Source organism: Photobacterium japonica, from assembly GCF_050337005.1.
In the GTDB taxonomy this organism is placed as follows: domain Bacteria; phylum Pseudomonadota; class Gammaproteobacteria; order Enterobacterales; family Vibrionaceae; genus Photobacterium; species Photobacterium japonica.
In genome coordinates this window covers 71,045-90,549 of the sequence record NZ_JAKJSN010000013.1, presented here as the reverse complement: position 1 = coordinate 90,549, position 19,505 = coordinate 71,045, and the positions used below count along the sequence as shown (strand labels likewise).

Annotated in this window: 18 protein-coding genes; 9 read left to right on the top strand and 9 right to left on the bottom strand. The window is 48.8% G+C overall.

From position 1 onward, the window contains the following. From L4C36_RS05455 to L4C36_RS05445, 3 genes are all read right to left on the bottom strand, one after another. On the bottom strand, positions 1 to 1,416 hold the full coding sequence (locus L4C36_RS05455) for an SLC13 family permease (protein ID WP_428476775.1): 1,416 nt from the start codon (positions 1,414 to 1,416) through the stop codon (positions 1 to 3). 275 nt (positions 1,417 to 1,691) lie between these two features. Continuing rightward, a complete protein-coding gene (locus L4C36_RS05450; RefSeq protein WP_428476828.1) occupies positions 1,692 to 3,116 on the bottom strand; it encodes an MATE family efflux transporter in 1,425 nt (474 codons plus the stop codon). 228 nt (positions 3,117 to 3,344) lie between these two features. After that, positions 3,345 to 3,761: a CBS domain-containing protein gene (locus L4C36_RS05445; protein ID WP_428476774.1), complete on the bottom strand. Its 417-nt coding sequence runs from the start codon at positions 3,759 to 3,761 to the stop codon at positions 3,345 to 3,347. A gap of 361 nt (positions 3,762 to 4,122) precedes the next feature. Here L4C36_RS05445 and L4C36_RS05440 point away from each other — a divergent pair, with 361 nt between their 5' ends. Together L4C36_RS05440 and L4C36_RS05435 are read left to right on the top strand one after the other, a co-directional pair. Further along, positions 4,123 to 4,770 (top strand): AcfA family outer membrane beta-barrel protein, encoded by a 648-nt coding sequence (locus L4C36_RS05440; protein WP_428476773.1) that lies wholly within the window; start codon positions 4,123 to 4,125, stop codon positions 4,768 to 4,770. 18 nt (positions 4,771 to 4,788) lie between these two features. After that, the gene (locus L4C36_RS05435) at positions 4,789 to 5,127 is read left to right on the top strand and encodes a YgiW/YdeI family stress tolerance OB fold protein (RefSeq protein ID WP_428476772.1); all 339 of its coding nucleotides are present in this window, start codon (positions 4,789 to 4,791) and stop codon (positions 5,125 to 5,127) included. Positions 5,128 to 5,223: 96 nt separating this feature from the next. Here L4C36_RS05435 and L4C36_RS05430 read toward each other — a convergent pair whose 3' ends face one another. Then, positions 5,224 to 6,525 carry a DUF945 family protein gene (locus L4C36_RS05430; RefSeq protein WP_428476771.1) on the bottom strand — a complete coding sequence of 434 codons (1,302 nt, stop codon included), beginning with the start codon at positions 6,523 to 6,525 and terminating at the stop codon, positions 5,224 to 5,226. Between the two features lie 218 nt (positions 6,526 to 6,743). Here L4C36_RS05430 and L4C36_RS05425 point away from each other — a divergent pair, with 218 nt between their 5' ends. The 4 genes from L4C36_RS05425 (at position 6,744) to L4C36_RS05410 (ending at position 11,066) form a co-directional block, all read left to right on the top strand. After that, positions 6,744 to 8,684, top strand: a complete 1,941-nt coding sequence (locus tag L4C36_RS05425; protein WP_428476770.1) for an ATP-binding protein — start codon at positions 6,744 to 6,746, stop codon at positions 8,682 to 8,684. A gap of 10 nt (positions 8,685 to 8,694) precedes the next feature. Further along, entirely contained in the window at positions 8,695 to 9,195 is a 501-nt protein-coding gene (locus L4C36_RS05420) for a response regulator (protein WP_428476769.1), read from the top strand. A gap of 145 nt (positions 9,196 to 9,340) precedes the next feature. Further along, entirely contained in the window at positions 9,341 to 10,333 is a 993-nt protein-coding gene (locus L4C36_RS05415) for a 2-hydroxyacid dehydrogenase (RefSeq protein WP_428476768.1), read from the top strand. A gap of 190 nt (positions 10,334 to 10,523) precedes the next feature. Then, a complete protein-coding gene (locus L4C36_RS05410) occupies positions 10,524 to 11,066 on the top strand; it encodes a hypothetical protein (protein ID WP_428476767.1) in 543 nt (180 codons plus the stop codon). A gap of 119 nt (positions 11,067 to 11,185) precedes the next feature. Here L4C36_RS05410 and dsdC read toward each other — a convergent pair whose 3' ends face one another. After that, a complete protein-coding gene (gene dsdC / locus L4C36_RS05405; protein WP_428476766.1) occupies positions 11,186 to 12,088 on the bottom strand; it encodes a DNA-binding transcriptional regulator DsdC in 903 nt (300 codons plus the stop codon). Between the two features lie 96 nt (positions 12,089 to 12,184). Beyond that, the gene (locus L4C36_RS05400) at positions 12,185 to 12,772 is read right to left on the bottom strand and encodes a TfoX/Sxy family DNA transformation protein (protein WP_428476765.1); all 588 of its coding nucleotides are present in this window, start codon (positions 12,770 to 12,772) and stop codon (positions 12,185 to 12,187) included. Positions 12,773 to 13,064: 292 nt separating this feature from the next. Here L4C36_RS05400 and L4C36_RS05395 point away from each other — a divergent pair, with 292 nt between their 5' ends. The 3 genes from L4C36_RS05395 to L4C36_RS05385 all read left to right on the top strand — a co-directional run bounded on the left by L4C36_RS05395 (position 13,065) and on the right by L4C36_RS05385 (position 15,709). Then, entirely contained in the window at positions 13,065 to 13,640 is a 576-nt protein-coding gene (locus tag L4C36_RS05395; protein WP_428476764.1) for an LON peptidase substrate-binding domain-containing protein, read from the top strand. 105 nt (positions 13,641 to 13,745) lie between these two features. Further along, positions 13,746 to 14,669 (top strand): HDOD domain-containing protein, encoded by a 924-nt coding sequence (locus tag L4C36_RS05390; protein ID WP_428476763.1) that lies wholly within the window; start codon positions 13,746 to 13,748, stop codon positions 14,667 to 14,669. 140 nt (positions 14,670 to 14,809) lie between these two features. Beyond that, positions 14,810 to 15,709 (top strand): LysO family transporter, encoded by a 900-nt coding sequence (locus tag L4C36_RS05385; protein ID WP_428476762.1) that lies wholly within the window; start codon positions 14,810 to 14,812, stop codon positions 15,707 to 15,709. 85 nt (positions 15,710 to 15,794) lie between these two features. On the opposite strand, the gene L4C36_RS05380 is transcribed toward L4C36_RS05385, so the two are convergent. The 3 genes from L4C36_RS05380 to L4C36_RS05370 all read right to left on the bottom strand — a co-directional run bounded on the left by L4C36_RS05380 (position 15,795) and on the right by L4C36_RS05370 (position 19,330). Continuing rightward, on the bottom strand, positions 15,795 to 16,412 hold the full coding sequence (locus L4C36_RS05380; protein WP_428476761.1) for a LysE family translocator: 618 nt from the start codon (positions 16,410 to 16,412) through the stop codon (positions 15,795 to 15,797). A gap of 185 nt (positions 16,413 to 16,597) precedes the next feature. Continuing rightward, positions 16,598 to 18,454: a hypothetical protein gene (locus L4C36_RS05375; RefSeq protein WP_428476760.1), complete on the bottom strand. Its 1,857-nt coding sequence runs from the start codon at positions 18,452 to 18,454 to the stop codon at positions 16,598 to 16,600. A 186-nt stretch (positions 18,455 to 18,640) separates the two neighbouring features. Next, on the bottom strand, positions 18,641 to 19,330 hold the full coding sequence (locus tag L4C36_RS05370; protein ID WP_428476759.1) for a pseudouridine synthase: 690 nt from the start codon (positions 19,328 to 19,330) through the stop codon (positions 18,641 to 18,643). Positions 19,331 to 19,505 lie beyond the last annotated feature (175 nt).

Below are 19,505 nucleotides of genomic sequence, written 5' to 3'. Positions count from 1 at the left end.
TTAAATATGGTCAATCAAGTGAAGTAGCCAGATCATAGCAAAGCTTAATGCCACACCGACCACACCCACAATCACACCCACACGGGCCATTTGGTTACTTTCCACGTGACCCGTCGCATGCGCAAGGGCATTCGGTGGCGTACTGATCGGCAACGACATACCCAGTGATGCCGCGAACGTCACCACCAAAATCAAGGTAATTTCGCCGCCCAACGGCACGAGCGAGGTCATCGACATGCCCAACGCCGCCATAATAGGCATCAGCAAGTTCGCGGTTGCGGTGTGTGACATAAAGTTTGCCATCACCAAACACAACAACGCAGCGCCACCCAGTACGACATACGGAGAGAAATCATCAAACGGAATGCTGTGTACCACCAACTTCGCAAGGCCGGTTTTATCCAGCGCCAAGCCCAGTGCGATACCGCCCGACACCAACCACAACACATCCCAAGAAATCTTTTTCAAATCTTCTTTGTTGATGATCCCCGTCAGCGAGAATACCGCCACCGGAATCAAGGCAACCGTGTAGGAGTTCATGCCGTGTGTCGAACCCATCAACCACAAAATCACCGTCAGGGCGAACGTGATATACACGGTAATGGCCTTCGGTGTTTTCAGGAACTTACCTTTGATGGTCAGTTCGATTTTCTCTTGTTTTGCTGGGTACATGGCATTGATCAAGAACCACGCGAACACCAGCATGACCGCCACAAACGGCACACCAAAGAACATCCACTCACCAAAGGTGATCATATTTTCTGCACTCAGGTATTTCAGGGCAATAGCATTGGGCGGGGTGCCGATAGGGGTACCGATACCTCCAATGTTCGCCGCCACAGGAATACACAAGGCAAACGCAATTTTACCGGGATCTTTCTGTCCAAAAAGGGCAATAACAGGGGCAAGAATAGACAGCATCATCGCCGTGGTGGCGGTGTTTGACATGAACATCGAGAAAATTGCGGTGATCAGCATCAAACCAAACATCACGTATTTCGGCTGGTTACCAAACGGGCGTAACAAAACACGTGCTAAGTTGACGTCCAAGCGGTATTTGGTCGCGGCCATCGCCAGAAAGAACCCGCCGAGAAACAACATAATAATCGGACTGGCAAAGGTCGCCATGATGTCGTTATAGGCTAAGAGTTCACCAAAGTGAGGTTGGCCTTCTTCACTGCGGAATAAGTACAAGCCCTTATTGGAGAGCAGCAATAATTCCAACACAATGATCACCACAGACGTGGCATAGATAGGGATCGGTTCCATGACCCAACACAGAGCCGCAAGAAGGAAGATGGCGATTACCCGTTGCTGTACGACAGTCAGACCTTCAACGGGAAACGCGGAAGCCGGTAACAGTAAAACAATGAGTGGAATGAGGATTGGTACGATGTACCGCAGATATTGGCGCATGGTGGCATTATTCCCTTAAAACACAAAAAAAGGTGCCTGACGCTGACTTCGTCCTTTGGTATGCCATCAATAGGGGAAAAATCAGAGCGGCTAGACGTTCTACCGACACCGTTCCAAGGTATCAGCAGAGCAAAATTAGATTGCCATTCTGCGCCGCTTACCGGTGAATTTCTCCGAGTTAGATCAATAAATTAGTAATCTTGCCAAGTTACCGCCAGATACGAATATTCATGATAATGCAGTGCTTTCTCATCCCGTGATAATGGGATAAAAAATTACGATGCCGATTTATTCGGCGCCACAAAAGGCTCGTCCACGGCGTCTTCTTGGCCCATGTAAGTTCGCGATGAACAGAACGGTGTCAGCGGCACGCTCGGTGCCAGAATATCTTGCTGCTCACGCTGTTCATGCGCCCTCGCCATGCACAACACTTGGCGACGTACAAGCCACACGGCCAGACAACCAAACACCATGCCGCCAATAGCTTGCCCAATCAATACCCCGCTGGCGCCCCCCCATAGACCGCCTATCCATACAAATGGAATGGTCCCTAGGGTCGCTTTCCCCATGTTCAAGGCCGTTGACCAGGTCGGGCGGTTCAGGTTGTTAAACGCAGCATTGGCGACAAACAAGGCACCATTAAAAATGAAGGTGATCGCCACATAACTGCAGAATACAGACAGCAACGTCGCGGCGTCTCCCTGCAAACTGAAGATCGCAATCAAACTGTCTTGTGCCATCCACAATAGCGCCGAAACCAACACGCAATACAGCGAGACAAAAATCAGCGCATCCGTCAGCGACCGGATAATCCGATCCCAGCGTGCCGCACCAAAGTTCTGTCCGATGATCGGGCCTATCGCGCCTGACAATGAAAAGACCAAGGCAAACGTGACGGGCATAATCCGTCCGATAACCGCGTAACCGGCGACAAAACTTTCACCGAACTGGGCAATTTGACTGGTCACGATAGCGTTACCAATAGGCGTGGCGGTATTCGTTAAAATGGCTGGAAAAGCGATGGCAGAAATAGGCGGCAGCGCACGAATAAACGCCCCTAACTGCGGCCGCGCCACCAGCCGATGATGCACAATCACAGCATGCAGGGAATACACCATGACCGCTAAACGGGCAAACACCGAGGCAATCGCCGCCCCTTCCATCCCCATCGACAAGCCGAAGATAAATAACGGGTCCAGCACCGCATTGACGCCACCGCCAATCAATGTGGCAATCATTGAACGACGCGCATCACCAATGCCACGCAACGCGGCTCCGGCAGACATAGAAATCGCAATAAACGGCGCACTGGGCAGCAAAATCACCAGATAATCAGTCGCCGCCGCCGCGACGTTGCCTTTTGCCCCGATCAGGGCGAGCAACTGCGGCAATTGCCACAGCATAAGGCTGACCATTACCGTACAAATGATCACGGCAAAAATCATGACGTTGACGGTCAATTGTCGGGCTTTTTCTGCCTCGTTCGCGCCAAGCGCGCGCGACACCAAGGCCCCCATCGCAATCGAAGTCCCAATCGAGACAGAGGTCGAAAAAAAGATCAGCGTGCCGGCAAAACCGATGGCCGCCGCTAATTCAATTTCCCCCAATAAACTGATGAAGAACATGTCGAGTAAATCGACCAAAAACAGCGCCATCAAACCCACAGCGCCCGTGCCGGACATCACCATGATGTGCTTCATGGGTGAGCCGGTTACAAACTTCGCCTGTTCGGATGCCGCTTTAGAGGACGATGGCACTGGTGGTGAACCTGGCTGGGGTGGCAAGTTGGATGATGGCGTTTTCGGCGTGGTCACTCAGCGTCCCTCTTTCTGTCTGGTCGTGTACATGCACTACATGGAAAAAACAAACAGAAAAGGCGCTTAACGCGCCTTTTCTGTTCGTCATACCACACAGCATAACAGATAGGATTACACAGGGTGTTTGAAGCAATCACCAATTTGATCACTGATCGCCGTCAGCACATCGCGGCGGGTGATAACGCCAACTAAACGCTCATTTTCGATCACTGGATAAATTTTCGGTTTCTGACCCGCCATGGTATCAGCCAATTCAATGATAGAGTCATTCGGTGACACGGTCAGCACATCGACGCGCATGCACTCACCCACGTTGTGGGTATCCTGACAGTGATAACCCACTTTCAACAACTTGTGGATCATATCCTGCTCAGAAATGAAGCCCACAACGTGATGCAAATCATCAACCACAGGGCCACCAATTTGCTTTGATGAAAGTAGCTTATCCAGTGCTTGAGACAACGACATTGCGGACTCAAATGTCACTGGGCGCACATTCATGTAATCTTTAACCTTTAACGATTCCATGCATCCCCCTAATTCACTCTGTGACCCGGCAAGTAGAACAATGTGTGATTCACACTTCAGGCGGGCAACCGTATTGACACGTGGCCACCTTCGTTCTGTGGCCTCCTTTTGATTAAGTGTCGCCTATTTCCTTGAAATTACTAAATTGAATTTGGCAATTTCATCAATAGACAATAGCTATCATGTGCCATTACGTGAGGGCATCTACCACGGTTCTCACTGTTCATGCCTGCTTTGACGGGCTTAACCGCAGATCTCAAAAAAAAGCAACGCATGACAATTTTTTCACGATTACTTCACGCGCCATCACACATAATCGTTGCCAGACACGTTACGTCAACATAACTAAAAAGAAAAAATCATGAAAAAAACGCTCATCACACTCCTTCTTGCAACATCTTTCTCTGCCACCGCGGCGCCGTATGCAGGTCTTGAATACGGTATAGGTAGCGCCAGCCACGATGCTAACAACACATTTAGCGCTCAGGGCGTAAACCTTCAACCCTCGCTGGACGATGGCGTACTTGGCGGCTTTATCGGCTATGCCTTCAATGACGCATGGGCGCTTGAGCTGGGCTACAGCCAGTTTGAGCTAAGCGATGGCCGCTCTGATTACTTGGGCCAGAAAACCCTCGACGGTCAAGCTTACCACCATGAAATGGACTGGGATGCGTCGGTGAAGGCCAAGCAAATTTCATTGGCACCGGTGTTTACGTACACCTTCAATGACCAGTGGCGCGCCAAAGTGAAAGCTGGCCTGACTTACACTCAATACGATGCAAGCCAGAGCCAATCTGAAGAGTTTGAGTTGATTTCAAACGATGACATCGAAAAAGAAAACCAACTGGCACATGCGGCACAAAGCCACAACGAAATCGGTGGGCTCGTGTCTATCGGGGCGGAATACGCGGTGATGCCACAACTGACTATCGGTGCGAATGTGAAATACCAAGCCGACAGCTACGTAAGCATGACCTCGTTCAACGTCGCCACCACGTACTATTTCTAATTGAGAGATAAACGGATCATGAAAAAGACACTGCTTGCCTTGTCGCTGCTTGTAGCCGCCACTGCAGCCAATGCCGCCTTTATCGGCCCTGGCGCATCAACCATTCAAACCGTGAGTCATGCCATGATGGCCAGCGATGACAGCGTGGTGGAATTAACGGGCCAGATCAGCCAATCTCTTGGTAATGAGCAATACTTATTCAAAGACAATACGGGTGAAATGCAGATCGAGATCGAGCATGATGATTGGCACGGACTGACCGTTAACCCGCAACATACCGTGATTATTCGTGGTGAAGTGGACAACGAGTGGGGCTCGACACAAATTGATGTCGACAGTATTCGTCTACAACCCTGATCAAGACGACATACCGATAAATAACCGCTCTACATAACACATTAAAACGGCGCGCTTTGCCTTTAGCTAAAGCGCGCCGTTGTTTGTTTTTAACCTTTACATGAACAGCATCAGCAACATCGCAATGGGCAATTGATCACCGTTAGACAGGATCAGCTTATCGCCTTCAATCGACATTTTCGCCACGTAATCGGTCGCCGTACGTTCGATGATACCGTTCTCTTCCAGCGTGACTGCGCGCTCGCTCAATGCCGGATCGGCATCCACCAGCGTAACTGGCAGACTCAGGAATAAATCCCCATCGATACTTTCTGAAATCTTCGCCAAGTTTTGCGAAGCGTCGGTTAACCCTGGCTTCACTTGCAGCGTCAAACGGCTTTTTACATCGCCCTGTGGCGTCACAACACTTAAATCGCTAATGGCAAATTTCAGCCCTTTCGCTACCAATTGATCCAGCGCGTTAGACATCGCTTCCACTTGCGCATCCGTCATGGTGGAGTCCATCACATCAGAGAATTCACCGAGCTGATGAATCGACGGGTAATCCAAATCCGAGAACGCCATTTGGAAGTTGAAGTTACTGAACTCCTCGCCTTCTAACGAACGCAGCTTGCCCACCTTGATCTGATTGCTGTTGGTCAACAATGGCGAAGCATTTTTTCCGTCGGGCGTAGAGAGCACGTTATTCATGCTCACCGCCAGCTTTTCCATCCCAACATGCTGATCACTGGATAAATCATTAAAGCTCACGCTTTCCAGCGACAGATGCTGATCCCCAATCCAGAACTGGCCATCCAGTCGACCTTTACCGCCACCTGTCAGGCTCGTCAGGCGCATTTCTTCATTGGCTTCCGTGATCAGGCTGGCTGATGGCCACAAGTATTGGAACTCACCCGCGCCCTTGGCATCCACCCAACCGGTCATATCAAACGCAGCAAATTCTGCACGCGTACCGGTCGCTTCACCCGCTTTGAGCGAATTCACCTTTAAGGTAAAGTCTGTTGTGCGCGTCAGAGCCGTGTCCGTTTCTAACGTGAACGGCGGTACACCTTGGCCCCACAGTTTTTCAATCGTCGGTTTTAGCGCCGCATCCACCATCAACTCACTGGTGGTGCTCACGCCAAACACACCATGCGTCACATGGTGATGAATGCGCCAAACCGTTGGCAGCCCTTCATCTTCAAAAACCGTTTTCAATTCCCCTTTGAAGGCCACCTGCGACACTGCATCGGCACTCAAATAACCACGGTCATAGCTGTCGTTAGACACCGTCAGGTAAGGGTTGGCATATTGGCCGATCGTATCTAAGTAGATCCGCTCACCGATCTGCCCCGTGGCAAACGGCCAACAGAGTACCAGGGCAACTGCACCGCCAACCGCACCAATTTTTTTCAACATTGTCCATAAATCCCAGTTTTGAAGATGAACATTCAGTCTATCACAGCTAAGAGAACATGCTATTTATCAATGACTCATCACATCAACCTCAAAATGACTTTGCTATCTGCCTCTCAGTCTGCATAAACGCTTTCTTATACACTGACAAGAATCAGGATGCGACCAGCGATACCCTGCACGTCTGTGATAGCACGCTGGCACCACATAAGGATGGATTGGTGAATAATTTTGCAATTGTCTGCCTGGATGATGACCCGGACATCGTCGAGCAACTTAATGCTGCCCTTGCCCCGTTTGCTGGGCTGTTTGATATTTGCAATGCTTACAGTATTGACCAAGCCAATGCCGTATTAACACGCATCGCCCAACAAGGCCAACGTGTGGCAATGGTCATTTGTGATAATGATTTGGGCAGTGACAATGGCGTGGATTTTCTTATCTCACTGGACCAGTATCCGGCCAGTCAGCAAGCGCGCTCTATCTTGATCAATGACACCCCGCAGCTGGATGCCATCATGCAAGCGGTGAATGAAGGCCGCCTGCATTACTGCCTGACCAAACCGTGGGATCAAGACGCGTTGCAATCAGTACTGATCAAAGAACTGACCAGCTTTATCCTCAAGCACACCGATGAAGATTGGCTGCGCTATAGCCAAGTGTTGGATCACCGCCGCATTCTCAATGCCCACATCGACCATCAGATGTCACGTTTCCGATCCGGCTTTATTCAAGATACCCACACTCTCGATGACGCCACACTGGCCAAGCAAGTGACGGATGCGTTGTATGAGTTTTTTGCTGGCAACGATGAAAACCGCGCCTGTCGCAACTACCGTGCCAACCATATTCTGACCCACGAAGGCGCATCGAATAACATTCTGTGGTTCATCACACAGGGGGAAGTGGCGCTATATAAGAAAGATGAATACGGCCGACGCCATGAAGTGGTACGCGCCGGTCCGGGCCATTTGGTCGGCGGCATGTCGTTTATTTCTGGCGAACCCTCGTTTTCCACCGGTGTCACCCTGTGCCCCACCGATGTGATCAAGCTGGACCGGAAACTGTTCAATAAGGTCATGAACTCACGTACTGAGTTACTGCCCTTGTTTACCAATTTGTTGCTGCGTAACTTTAACCGTCGCTTGAAAGGCAGCATTAAAACCGAGTTGTGTTTACAGCAAACCCTGAAATCCCTTGATGATGCCCATCACCAGTTAGTGGAAAAAGAGAAAATGGCCATGCTGGGCCAGTTAGTCGCCGGCGTCGCCCATGAACTGAATAATCCGGTCTCCGCCATACTGCGCGGCAGTGATACGTTGAAACACACCATCAGCAATATCACAGAAACCACACTTGACCCAGAGAACCAATCTCGTGGTCACACCATCATGCAGCAGGCCATGCAATCCCGACCGCTCTCCACCGCTGAAACACGCCAACGGGCAAAACACCTCACCAGTGTGATTGGCGATCGACATTTGGCGAGAAAAATCGTGCAGATGGGCATTGATGATCCCGACCTGTTGCACAACTGGTTGCTGCCACAAAAAAGCCAACTGCCGACCTTACTGGCTGAGTGGGAACACTATTACCAGATGGGTAACTTCCTACGCTCCATTAATGTGTGTGCTCAGCGCATTGCGGACTTGGTCAAAAGCCTGAAAAGCTATGCCCGCCAAGACGATGAAACCACCCATTGCGTCGACCTGCACGAAGGGCTGGAAGATACCTTGGTGATCTTTGAGAATAAGCTCAAGCGCCATCGTGTGATCAAAGATTATCACCCTCTCCCACCACTGCAATGCCAACCCATTGCGCTGCAACAGGTGTGGACCAACTTGATTTCTAATGCGCTGGATGCCGTGGATGAACCAGGGGAAATTCGCGTGACCACCCGCCTGACTGAACCCGATCCCCACGGCAAACAAGCCATTCAAGTGATTGTGGCTGACAATGGCAAAGGGATCCCCCCCGCTCAGCAGGCCAAGATCTTTGAACTGAATTTTACCACCAAGCGTGAAGGCGACTTCGGGCTTGGGATTGGATTGTCTGTCTGTCAGCAGATCATCCACCAACACAATGGCACCATCACGGTAGACTCCGAGCCCGGCCAATTTACCCAAATGATTGTGACGTTACCCTTGGATAATGCCCAATAAAGGAGGCCCCATGAAAAAGTATCTGATTCTGTGCGTTGATGACGAACGCGAAGTACTCGACAGCGTGATCAATGATTTACGTGAACTTGAAAGCCATTTCGTGATTGAAGCAGCGGAGTCCGTGAGTGAAGCCAGAGACGTGGTCGCCGAGGCCATTGCCGATGACATGCCGCTGGCGTTGATTTTGTGTGACCACATCATGCCAGGCGAAACGGGCATTGAGTATTTAATCGAGCTGAAACAACACGCCGAGACCCAAGCAACCCGTAAAGTGCTGTTAACGGGTCAAGCTGGACTGGAAGAAACGGTGCAGGCCGTCAACAACGCCAGTCTGGATTATTACATTGCTAAACCCTGGGACGGCGACCAACTGAAACACGTGGCGATTGAACAACTCACCACCTACATGATCGACAATACATCGGAATTGATGCCGTGGATTCAAGTACTGGATACCACCCGTATCATGGAAGCCCTAAGCGACCGTCGCCTTAGCCTGTCGGATATTTAATCTGTCAGCATCAGCAGCATTAATTTGTCATACAAACCTTTTCGGGACGCGACAATAGTGTTATCTTGATCACATAATTAATACCCGATCAATGACACTCATCCACAGCAAGATGCTACGGATAGTCAACCCGAAAAGGTGATCTATGAAAGTTGCAGTTTTCAGTACTAAAAAATACGACCAACACTCTTTTACCGCCGTGAATACGCAGTATCAGCACCAGCTTGATTTCTTTGATTTTCGCCTCACGGAACAAACCGCGAGAATGGCTCATGGCTACGATGCCGTCTGCGCGTTTGTGAACGATGATCTTAGCCGTCCGGTCCTTGAGTCTTTAGCTGAAAGCGGCGTCAAACTGATCGCCATGCGCTGCGCGGGGTTTGATAAAGTCGACCTTGAGGCCGCCAAAGCCCTGAATATTCAAGTGGTGCGCGTACCGGCCTACTCCCCTGAAGCGATTGCGGAACACACCCTTGGCCTGATGCTGAGCCTGAACCGCCGTATCCACCGTGCTTACCAACGTACCCGTGATGCCAACTTCTCGCTAGAAGGCCTGACAGGCTTTAACTTCCACGGTAAAACCGTTGGCGTGATCGGCACCGGCAAAATCGGTATTGCCACCATCCGCATTCTGAAAGGCTTAGGCATGAATGTGCTGGCATACGACCCCTTCGAGAACCCAATTGCGCTTGAACTGGGTGTGCGTTACACCACGCTGGATGAGATTTACGAGAAATCGAACGTGATCACCCTGCACTGCCCAATGACAGAAGAAAACTACCACATGCTCAACGCTGACGCGTTTGCCAAAATGCGTGACGGCGTGATGATCATCAACACCAGCCGTGGTGAATTACTCAACTCTAAAGACGCCATCGAAGCGCTGAAAAACAGCAAGATAGGCTCATTGGGGATTGATGTGTATGAGAATGAAAAAGATCTATTCTTTGAAGATAAGTCGAATGATGTGATCACCGATGATGTGTTCCGTCGCTTGTCATCTTGTCACAACGTGTTGTTCACCGGTCACCAAGCCTTCTTAACCGAGGAAGCCTTGGCCAATATCGCGGATACCACACTCAATAACGCGGCGCTCTTTGAGAAAAACACCCGCTCTGGCAATGAGTTAATCGGATAACGTCGAATTATCCAGCATTAGTTATCGATAAGATTAATATCTCAGGTAAAGATCACAATTTTTTGTGATCTTTACTTTATCTGTCAGCACGAACGAGATAAAAGACAACAAAGTCCGGTAAAAATCTATGATTCAGCCATTTTGTCCATTAAAATGAGCGCATATTTTTAAGCCTTCCGGACACATTGTCATGCGTAAAACACTTCTTGCTACAGGCTTGATCCTGGCATCAATTCCTGCAGCACATGCTGAATCCACCATGAGCAACTTCAGCTACGACTACGCTGAAGCGCGTATCGGTATCAGCCCACTGACCTACGGTGCAGGCTTCAGCAAATCTATCCACCCTAATGCACACATCATCGCGAGCATCGACACTGAATTTGATAGTGATTGGGATGCGGCAATCGGTGTGGGTTTCCACGCGCCAGTGAACAACTGGGCCGATATTACCGGTGAACTGAAAGCCCGTAACGTGAAAGACCGTGGCTGCTTTGATAGCTCAGCGGGTAAATTGGGCATGGAAGTGAACTTGGGTATCCGTCAGTGGTTAGGTCCACAATTTGAAGTGGGCGGTCAAATTGGCCACCTGAACATTGACGATCATGAAAAGACCATCGGTAACGTCTACGGCCGTTTCCACGCGACAGAGTTGTTCTCTATCGGTGTTGCAGGTCGTTTCAATGATATCTACGGCGATCAAATGATGATCACCACGCGTTTCAAGTTCTAACATTGCGTTCAAGGCCAAACATGATGGCCTTGCTCTCTCAGGTTAGTGACTCACGCTAGCGCGATAATGCCCTCACTTGGTTGAGGGCATTTTTTGTCTCGATATTCGTGCCATTTTGCTTACTGATTTTCCACCAGCCAATCAATAAAGGCTTTAATGCGTGGCGACGCGGCCATGTCTTTACGGCACACCAAATAATAATGCTGTGGTGACGGTACAGAAAGCGGAAACGGTGTCACCAGCCTCCCTGAGGCAATTTGCTCAGCAATGAACGACGCGCGACCTATCGCCACCCCAATCCCACGTTCTGCGGCTTGCAAGGCCAAGTCTGCGCGATCAAACGTACAGCCAGCCTCGGGTAATATCACGCCGTTTTGTTGCGCCCAATATTGCCACTCATCATTACGCCCTGCTCGCGCCCATGGCGCAGCATCATGTAACAACATACACGATACTAACTTATGGGGATTCCCGTATAAATCATGCGCCAAGGCATACTCATGGCTACACACAGGTACCATGCATTCATCCATCAGCCTGACCACGTGCAGCCCGTTGTATTTCCCGTCCCCAAAGTAGATGGCACAGTCAAATGATTCCGTCTGAAAATCCACCAGCTCGTTACGGGTACGCAAATGAAAGCGCAGCGCTGGGTATTTATCAATGAACCCTTTCAACCGTGGCATTAACCACCGCTGGGCAAACGTCGGAGGGACCGATACGTTCAATTCACCGCTCAACTCCAGCGTTTTCAAATCACGCAGTTCATTGGCAATGTCACCAAAATTATGCGCGACCACTTCTTTTAAACGCTTACCTTCATCGGTCAATACCAACTTACGGGGCTGACGAATGAACAACTTGACCCCTAACGCTGCCTCAAGATTTTTGATCTTATGGCTGACGGCACTTTGGGTTAAGCACAGCATTTCAGCGGCGCGGGTAAAGCTCATTTGATCAGCGGCAATCAGGAAGCAATGAAGGCCAGACAAAACAGAACCGGTTAGGCGTGGTAGTCGCATACGTCGCACAATGTTGTAAATGATAGGGTTATCATACAATAAAAAAGCCACCGCGTAGACGGTGGCTTTTTTGCATCTAAAAATATGTGTTACCTTTTAGTCGATAGCTTGCAACAACGACTGCTTTTGGTCATCTTTCAGCAGTGTCCAGTGGCAACCATCAATCGCACCGGCAAACATCCACAGTAATTTCACGTCAAGATCTTTACCCTGACTCTGGCGTACTTTACGGTACACTTCGACCGCACCCAGCGAAATGAAACTGGTCACATCTGGAATGCCGGCTTTCTTCACCATGCGCTCCAGCGTCAGGCGCATGTTAGGTAAATCTCTGATTCTTTTGCTTTTGTCTGATGATTTATACGCTTTTTCTGTAATCGACAATGCAATAGATTCTTTCACTAATACAGAGCATTGCTCAATATTGTTGTGGTAGATATCGGTAATATCGTAGTAGTTTACCACGGCGGTTGTGCTGCGCTTGATGTGTCTAAACTTCTCACACCCTAGCGTAACGAGTTGCTCGTCCAAGACATCTCCACCACGTAGGTAAAGGGCTTTATCAGTAATAATGGCGTACATTGCAGAGTTAATGAAAATCCCTGTACCGCCAAACATTGAACGTTTTTCAAAACCACCGAAGTCTTGAAGATAATTTAAAAGTTCTTCCTTGAAATTTCGCACAACATCTCTCCCGTTAAACGTTAATGGTTGTTTTTCTCCAGTAACGCCAAACAAATAAGCGTCAACAAATTGACAATGACACAGCCCTCGTCGAAATTCCACATATGAAACAGTGAACACTTCAAAGTGAGAATCCAGACATATTATGATTCAAAAAATAAGCACTATGTGACAAAAGCGACCTTATTTAGTCAGGGCCAATTTGGGGAGAATCTCCCAAAAAATGCGCCAACACACTATCTTTATTCTTATCAATAACCATTTTTTTCACGTGAGGAGGGCTGACAATAAGATGACAGATATAGCACTCTTTCCTACCACCTCACACTTATTGCCTGACGGTAATGTCGAGTTACTTATTTGTGAGGAGCGACATCTCAGAATGCTGAAGCAATCCCTCAGTGGAGACAGGGGCTTTGCCGTCTGCATGCTCAATGAAGATGAAGTCAATAGCGAGCTTAAAAAAATTCCCGCAATTGCGACTCAATGCGAAGTGGTGAATTTTGACGCTTTAGAGGGCGGACTCCTCTCTATCAAGGTAAAAGGCCGCCAAAAAGTCCGATTACTGAGTGTTTCCGTCGAACACGACGATCTCTTGTGTGCTCAATTTACGCCATATACCAATTGGTCCCCTTGCCCGCTAAAAGCCAACGACAAAGAATTGGCGGACAAACTGGTGCTGTATTTTCAGTCCATGCCAGAAATTGGGGCCTTATACACACACCACGAACTGGACGATCTCACGTGGGTCTGCCAACGCTGGATTGAGGTGCTCCCTTTGGAAGTCCACTATAAACAGCTACTGATCACCCAAACGGGGCCTAAACTGACCGCACGTTTTTTGCATAAGCTTTTTCTGGCTGATTAAAGAGTGCGCAATCAATAATCTGGCCTACTTTTTCGGCCTTTCTTGCTATCGTTGAAGAACAACTCCCGATACACTATTCACCTCATATGTAGGTAGTAAGAATCTATGGCTCACGTATCCTTTTTCTGGCTCAAACCTGAAAATGACAAAATCATTAAAGGGTTAGAATCTGAGTTTTACTCTCGCGTCAAAGTTGCCATACAAAAAAATCGGTTGGCACTTCCCCCTATTCCAGCAGTACTGGTCAAGCTACAGGCGCTGTGCAATTGCGACAGCACCACCATCAATGATGTGGCTGAGTTGCTACTGGACGATCCCGGTCTCACGGCGCATATCGTGTCGATCTCGAACACCATGTTGTTCAACCGCCGCAATGTTATCTGTCACGATGTATTTACGTCGGTCAGTCGCTTAGGGATCTATCGTGTGCGCGATATTGTGACCGCGAAAGCCATTGAGGATTTGAAGAAACGCCACCTGTTCAGCCAAGAGTGTAATCAGTTACTGACGCACAGCGCCATGCGATCACGTCAGTTGGCGGCAACGATGGCGTTAGTCGCGCACGGTCTGGCGAACCATGACGAATTTCCGAAAAAAATCGAGTCCGACAAAGCCCTGTTAGCCGGCTTGTTTGCTGACATCGGCTTGTTCAGTTTGATCCACGAGTACCAAGCCTATTTAGATAGCGGTAACTATTTAGATCTCGACATCGCTAAACACATCTTCGAGCACAGCTGTCAGGAAGTCAGCCTGCTGATCCTCAAACATTGGGGGTTTGATACCGATTACCTGGAAGTGGCCTCTAACAGCCGCTCTCCTTTCCGAAAAGACACGGCGCCGTCTTACTATTTAGACGTGGCACGCATGGCTAACCATTTACTGTTGTTTAAAACCAATGATGATGCCATTGACGATCACCATGTAGAGATGGATTTAGCCGACGCTGAGGTAATGTACGAGTTAACCAACCTGTCGAATGCCGAGTTTGCCCACCGCCTTAAAATCGTCATGCAAAATAGCGGCATGTAACCGCGTTACCAACACCTCCCTACCTGTGAACAACATTGTCTCTCGCCCGCTGAGAAAGGAGATTGACCCTTTCTCAGCCTTGCTGATAAGCTGCCGTTTTCTCCCCCACACAGACGCAGAGCGACACACTAAGGATTAACATGTTTTCAGGGATGCTGTTTATTTTCCTGCCTTTGGTTATTGGCTACCTCATTCCGGTACACCGCGCCTCGGTACTGACGTTCATTAATACCCAAACTAGTCGTATGGTGCTGGTGATCCTTACCTTAATGGGTTTGAGCTTGGCCGGGCTGGATAACCTCAGTCAGAACCTCAATCAAATCCTCACCTATACGGTGGTCTTTTTCGTTCTGATCAGCGGCTCGAATATGCTGGTATTACCGTTGATTGACCGTTTGTTTCCTATTCCAACTGAACACGAACACCAACGCGTGCCCTTTCGTGAAATGATGATGGAATCGGTCAAACTGATTTTTGCTGTGGCGGGCGGCCTGATCGTCGGTTTGGTGGCAGGAATTGACTTAAGCTGGGTGGATCAAGCCAGTGAAATCATTCTACTGATCCTGCTGTTTTTAATTGGCATTCAGCTACGTAACAGTGGCATGACGCTTAAGCAAATCATATTGAACAAAAAAGGCGTGTTGATCGCGCTGGCGATTATCGGTACGTCGTTACCGGCTGGGTTACTTGGCGCGTGGATTTTAGACTTGCCGCTAAACCAAGGACTGGCGATGGCGTCTGGCTTCGGTTGGTACTCACTGGCGGGTATTTTGATCGGCGATCACTTAGGGCCGGTGATGGGGGGCGTGGCGTTTTTGAATGAACTGTTACGCGAACTGGTAGCACTGACGCTGATCCCACTCATTATTCAGCGCTATCCCAATACCGCCGTAGGCTATGCGGGCGCAACCGCCATGGACTTTACCCTGCCGGTCATCCAAACCTGTGGTGGGATCCGCTGTGTGCCCATCGCGATTGTAAGCGGGTTCATTTTAAGTTTATTGGTACCGGTACTGATTCTATTTTTCTTATCACTGTAAGCCTCGGGGCGCGCGCTCTGTGCCCCTCTCCAGCTTTCGTTTCACGCTCTAGAAACAAGCTACCGCCCTCACGGATGATGGGCGGTTACGACGAGCGGCTGAGCAATAAATTCCCGCCTGACAACGCAAGAAAAAGCGCACACGCTTTATTGAAACGCTTCGCCATGCGCGGTTGTGAAAACCACTGTCTCAGGTACAAGCCGAATGCTGCGTAGAGTGAAATCGCCCCCACCTCTAACACTAAGAACGTACTGCCCAGCAGAAAAAATTGCTCGGCAACATTGCCGTCAACATTCACAAACTGCGGTAAAAACGCCGTGAAAATCAAAATGGCCTTCGGATTACCTGCCGCCAGCACGCATTCCTGTCTGGCCAATTGAAAACGTGTTTTATTGGGTTTAATGGCCGATACCGGACTCGCGGCGGAATGCCACAATGTGTACGCAATCCAAAGTAAATACCCCGCCCCGACCACTTTTATGATCATAAAAAGGATCTCTGAGGTGTATAACACCACGGCCAATCCAGAAGCCGCCAACGCAATCATACCCACAAAGGCCAGAATGCGTCCAATCCCCGCTACCAACGCTGTCGTAAACCCGTAGCAACGGGCATTATTCATCGCCAATAAGTTATTGGGGCCGGGTGTCATATTTAATGCAAAACAAGCCGGTATAAATAACAGCCAGGCTAACAGTGTCATGACTCTTCCCTTTCTTCATTACGATCCATGTTGTGGCTATCCTATCAACATCCATGCTGCATCACAAAAACCCGTCTCCACGCCACACAAACCGCAGCAGCCAATAAGCTTGGCAGAAAGTCGTTATTTTGGATAATGGCCAGCACGGCAAGACAATGCCTTACCGCGCTTTAGATCAGCAGGCATTAACGCTTAAAACGTCGGGATGGGCTGGTTCGCATGCAAGACAGAAGCAACAAAATAACAATACTCCAGTAATGGAGGCTCCCGCCAGAGTTGCTGCTTGACGTGATCGTTTCTTCAACCAGTGGGGTTTCTTCGGTTGGAGTCTCTGACTGTGGTGTCTCTGGTTGTGGCACGACTAACGTTTGCAGCGCGATGCCCTCAAGGGTGCTTTCAACAACGTGCCATTGTTCTGAACCAATGATGGGCTGAATAAAGCCACTGGCCAGTAGAAGATCATAACGTTCAAAATCTTGGGTCTTAAACAGCACATACCCCCCGTTGTGGGTGGCCGGTGCCGAATACGTGGTTCCGATATATTCACCGTTTACATACTCAATCGTATCAATGCGCGCGCTTTGATACACCGCTGAGCTTTCATCATCATTCAATACACTTGTCGGCTGTACTTTGGGTTCCCACGTCAAACCGCCATCGTGACTGACGACCAAGGCTTGACTCGTGCTATAAAGCAGCGTGTTTTCGCCAACAAACGTTAACGTGAGATCAGAGCCGACATCGTCATATACACCGACGGTTTTCCATGTCCAATCGAGACCATCATCAGACATGCCGAATAAAATATTTTCATTCGTGAATGTATCATTACTGGTGTCAGCATCGCCTTTATCATCCCAATACCAGCGTAAGCCGGTGGTATAGAATCGATCATCTTTCATCACCAATTCATGTACATTAAAACGTACGGCACCCGATAGTGTTTGCTCAACGTCAGGCATCTCCAGGACCGTCCACGAATCACTGACACTGTCGCGCAACCAGTAGGGTTGAGTCGGATCGTTGCTGTCTAATACCGCGACCCCATGGCTCAAAAAGGCCACTTGCGGTGATTGACGATCAATCCATTGCACTTCAGACCATGTGCTTAAATCAACAGAGGTATAGGTCTTATGATCCAACGGTGCAAAGTAATCGTGCGAGAGCGCGATATATTGCTCATCTCGGGGATCCCATTGAACCTGTTGAATTTTAGGTAACGTTGCAGCCTCTGACCAATCAATGAGATCCGTCGAAAAACGAATATTCGTCCAGTCTTGGCTATTACCATTAATCTCCGCTGAATAATCCAATTGGTGGATATAGACGCCATTAACAGAATAAATCACGCCATCTTTCGGTTTCTCATACGTTTGACTCACCCCATCGACATTAATGTGGAAAGCCATATCCATCACTTCTGTCGGCAACGGAGCATCATTGACCGCATAAATAAGCAGGCCATCATTCAACGTCAGGCTTTCCCAATATGAAAATGAAGGGGTGACTTCACTTTTTCGCCAATACGGCGCCGTGGTATCACTAGCAAGTAGTTGATGCGAAGCTAAACGGCCATAAAAGTATTCTGTTCGGCGGGTATCGCTGATCACCCCCATCGTGGTGAAAATAGTGGCATCATCGCTTTCAGGAGATAGGTGATAAGTGATACTTCCACTATCAATATCACCCGCATAATCACGCTCAATATCGGTATAACATGCCCACTGATAGTCAGGTAGCGCATAAAGGTCGGCGATCTGCTCGCTTCCTGCTTCAAACAGCGTAGGCACGGCGTTAAAGCTAACACGCTCTCCGTTAACTTGGTGCGTGCCTGTTGCACTGACACTAATCGCATTACGCTCCCAGTGCGCGGGAATCGCAATACATGCCCCGACGGTCCAAAGGCCGCTCTCTTCGCTCACCATTTCTCGCGTGATGGTCACGCTATCTTCATCATCCCAAAAAAGACTACGTTCACCATTGCCATAATTACAGCCAGATAACGCGCTCATCATCGTTATCAACAATACTTTCTTTTTCATGCTTGCTTCCTTGCATCATAAATTTCACTGGCACCCCACAAGACACCAGCCGTGTTTATACTAACGCAAATGTTACAAAGTTGCTAACCAGCTGATAAATCGATTAACACACCTGTGTATATAGCAAGAAATGAAAAGGAAATAGGTTTATTGCCTGAATAATACGGCAGTATGGATGCATGGTCGTTAACGCGTGAACGACTGTATTTCATCTTGGGTTAAGTAACGCCATTTCCCCACCTCGACATCCAGGCGAATCTCACCAATTTGTTCACGATGAAGCGCAACAACCCGGTTGCCTACCGCCGCAAACATACGCTTTACCTGATGAAACTTTCCCTCTGTGATGGTTAACAGCACCTCTCTGGCACTGATAACTTCCAAGGTCGCCGGTAAGGTTAATTGCTGCTCGCCTTGCAATTGTATGCCTTGTTTAAATTTCGCTGCGACATGATCGGCAATGTCATGGGATAGCGTGACACGGTACACTTTTCCACAGGCTTTCGTTGGCACCGTAATATTGAATGACCACCGTCCATCATCCGTAATCAGTACTAACCCCGTTGTATCCGCATCCAAACGCCCAGCAATGTGCAGCTCTGCGATATTCTCGACATCAAGGTAATTAAATAATGAGGGGTACACTTCATCAATGTTTGAACAAATCGTACCGGCGGGTTTATGCATGAGCATATAGCGAAAGGCACGGGCTTTCAGCCGAGTACCACACAACAGAATAGTATTATTTTCATGCACCTGTACCGCTTCGTTTATCACAACGTCACCATTGACGCTTACCGCGCCTGCATGAATTTTTTCGATCGCTTCACTTTTTGTCAGCTCAGTACTTTTACAAACAAATTTATCAAGGCGCATAGTGGCTACATTCAGAAGTGAACAGAGCCGCACATTATCCCTGCTGACCGAGAATGATCAACGGATCATAAAGAATAAACGGCACAAGTAAGCAAGAGCGAACCCGAGAGGAGAGATAGTTGATAATAGATAGTCGAGAAGAGAGAAGAAAAAGGAAACGAAAAAGAAAAAGAAA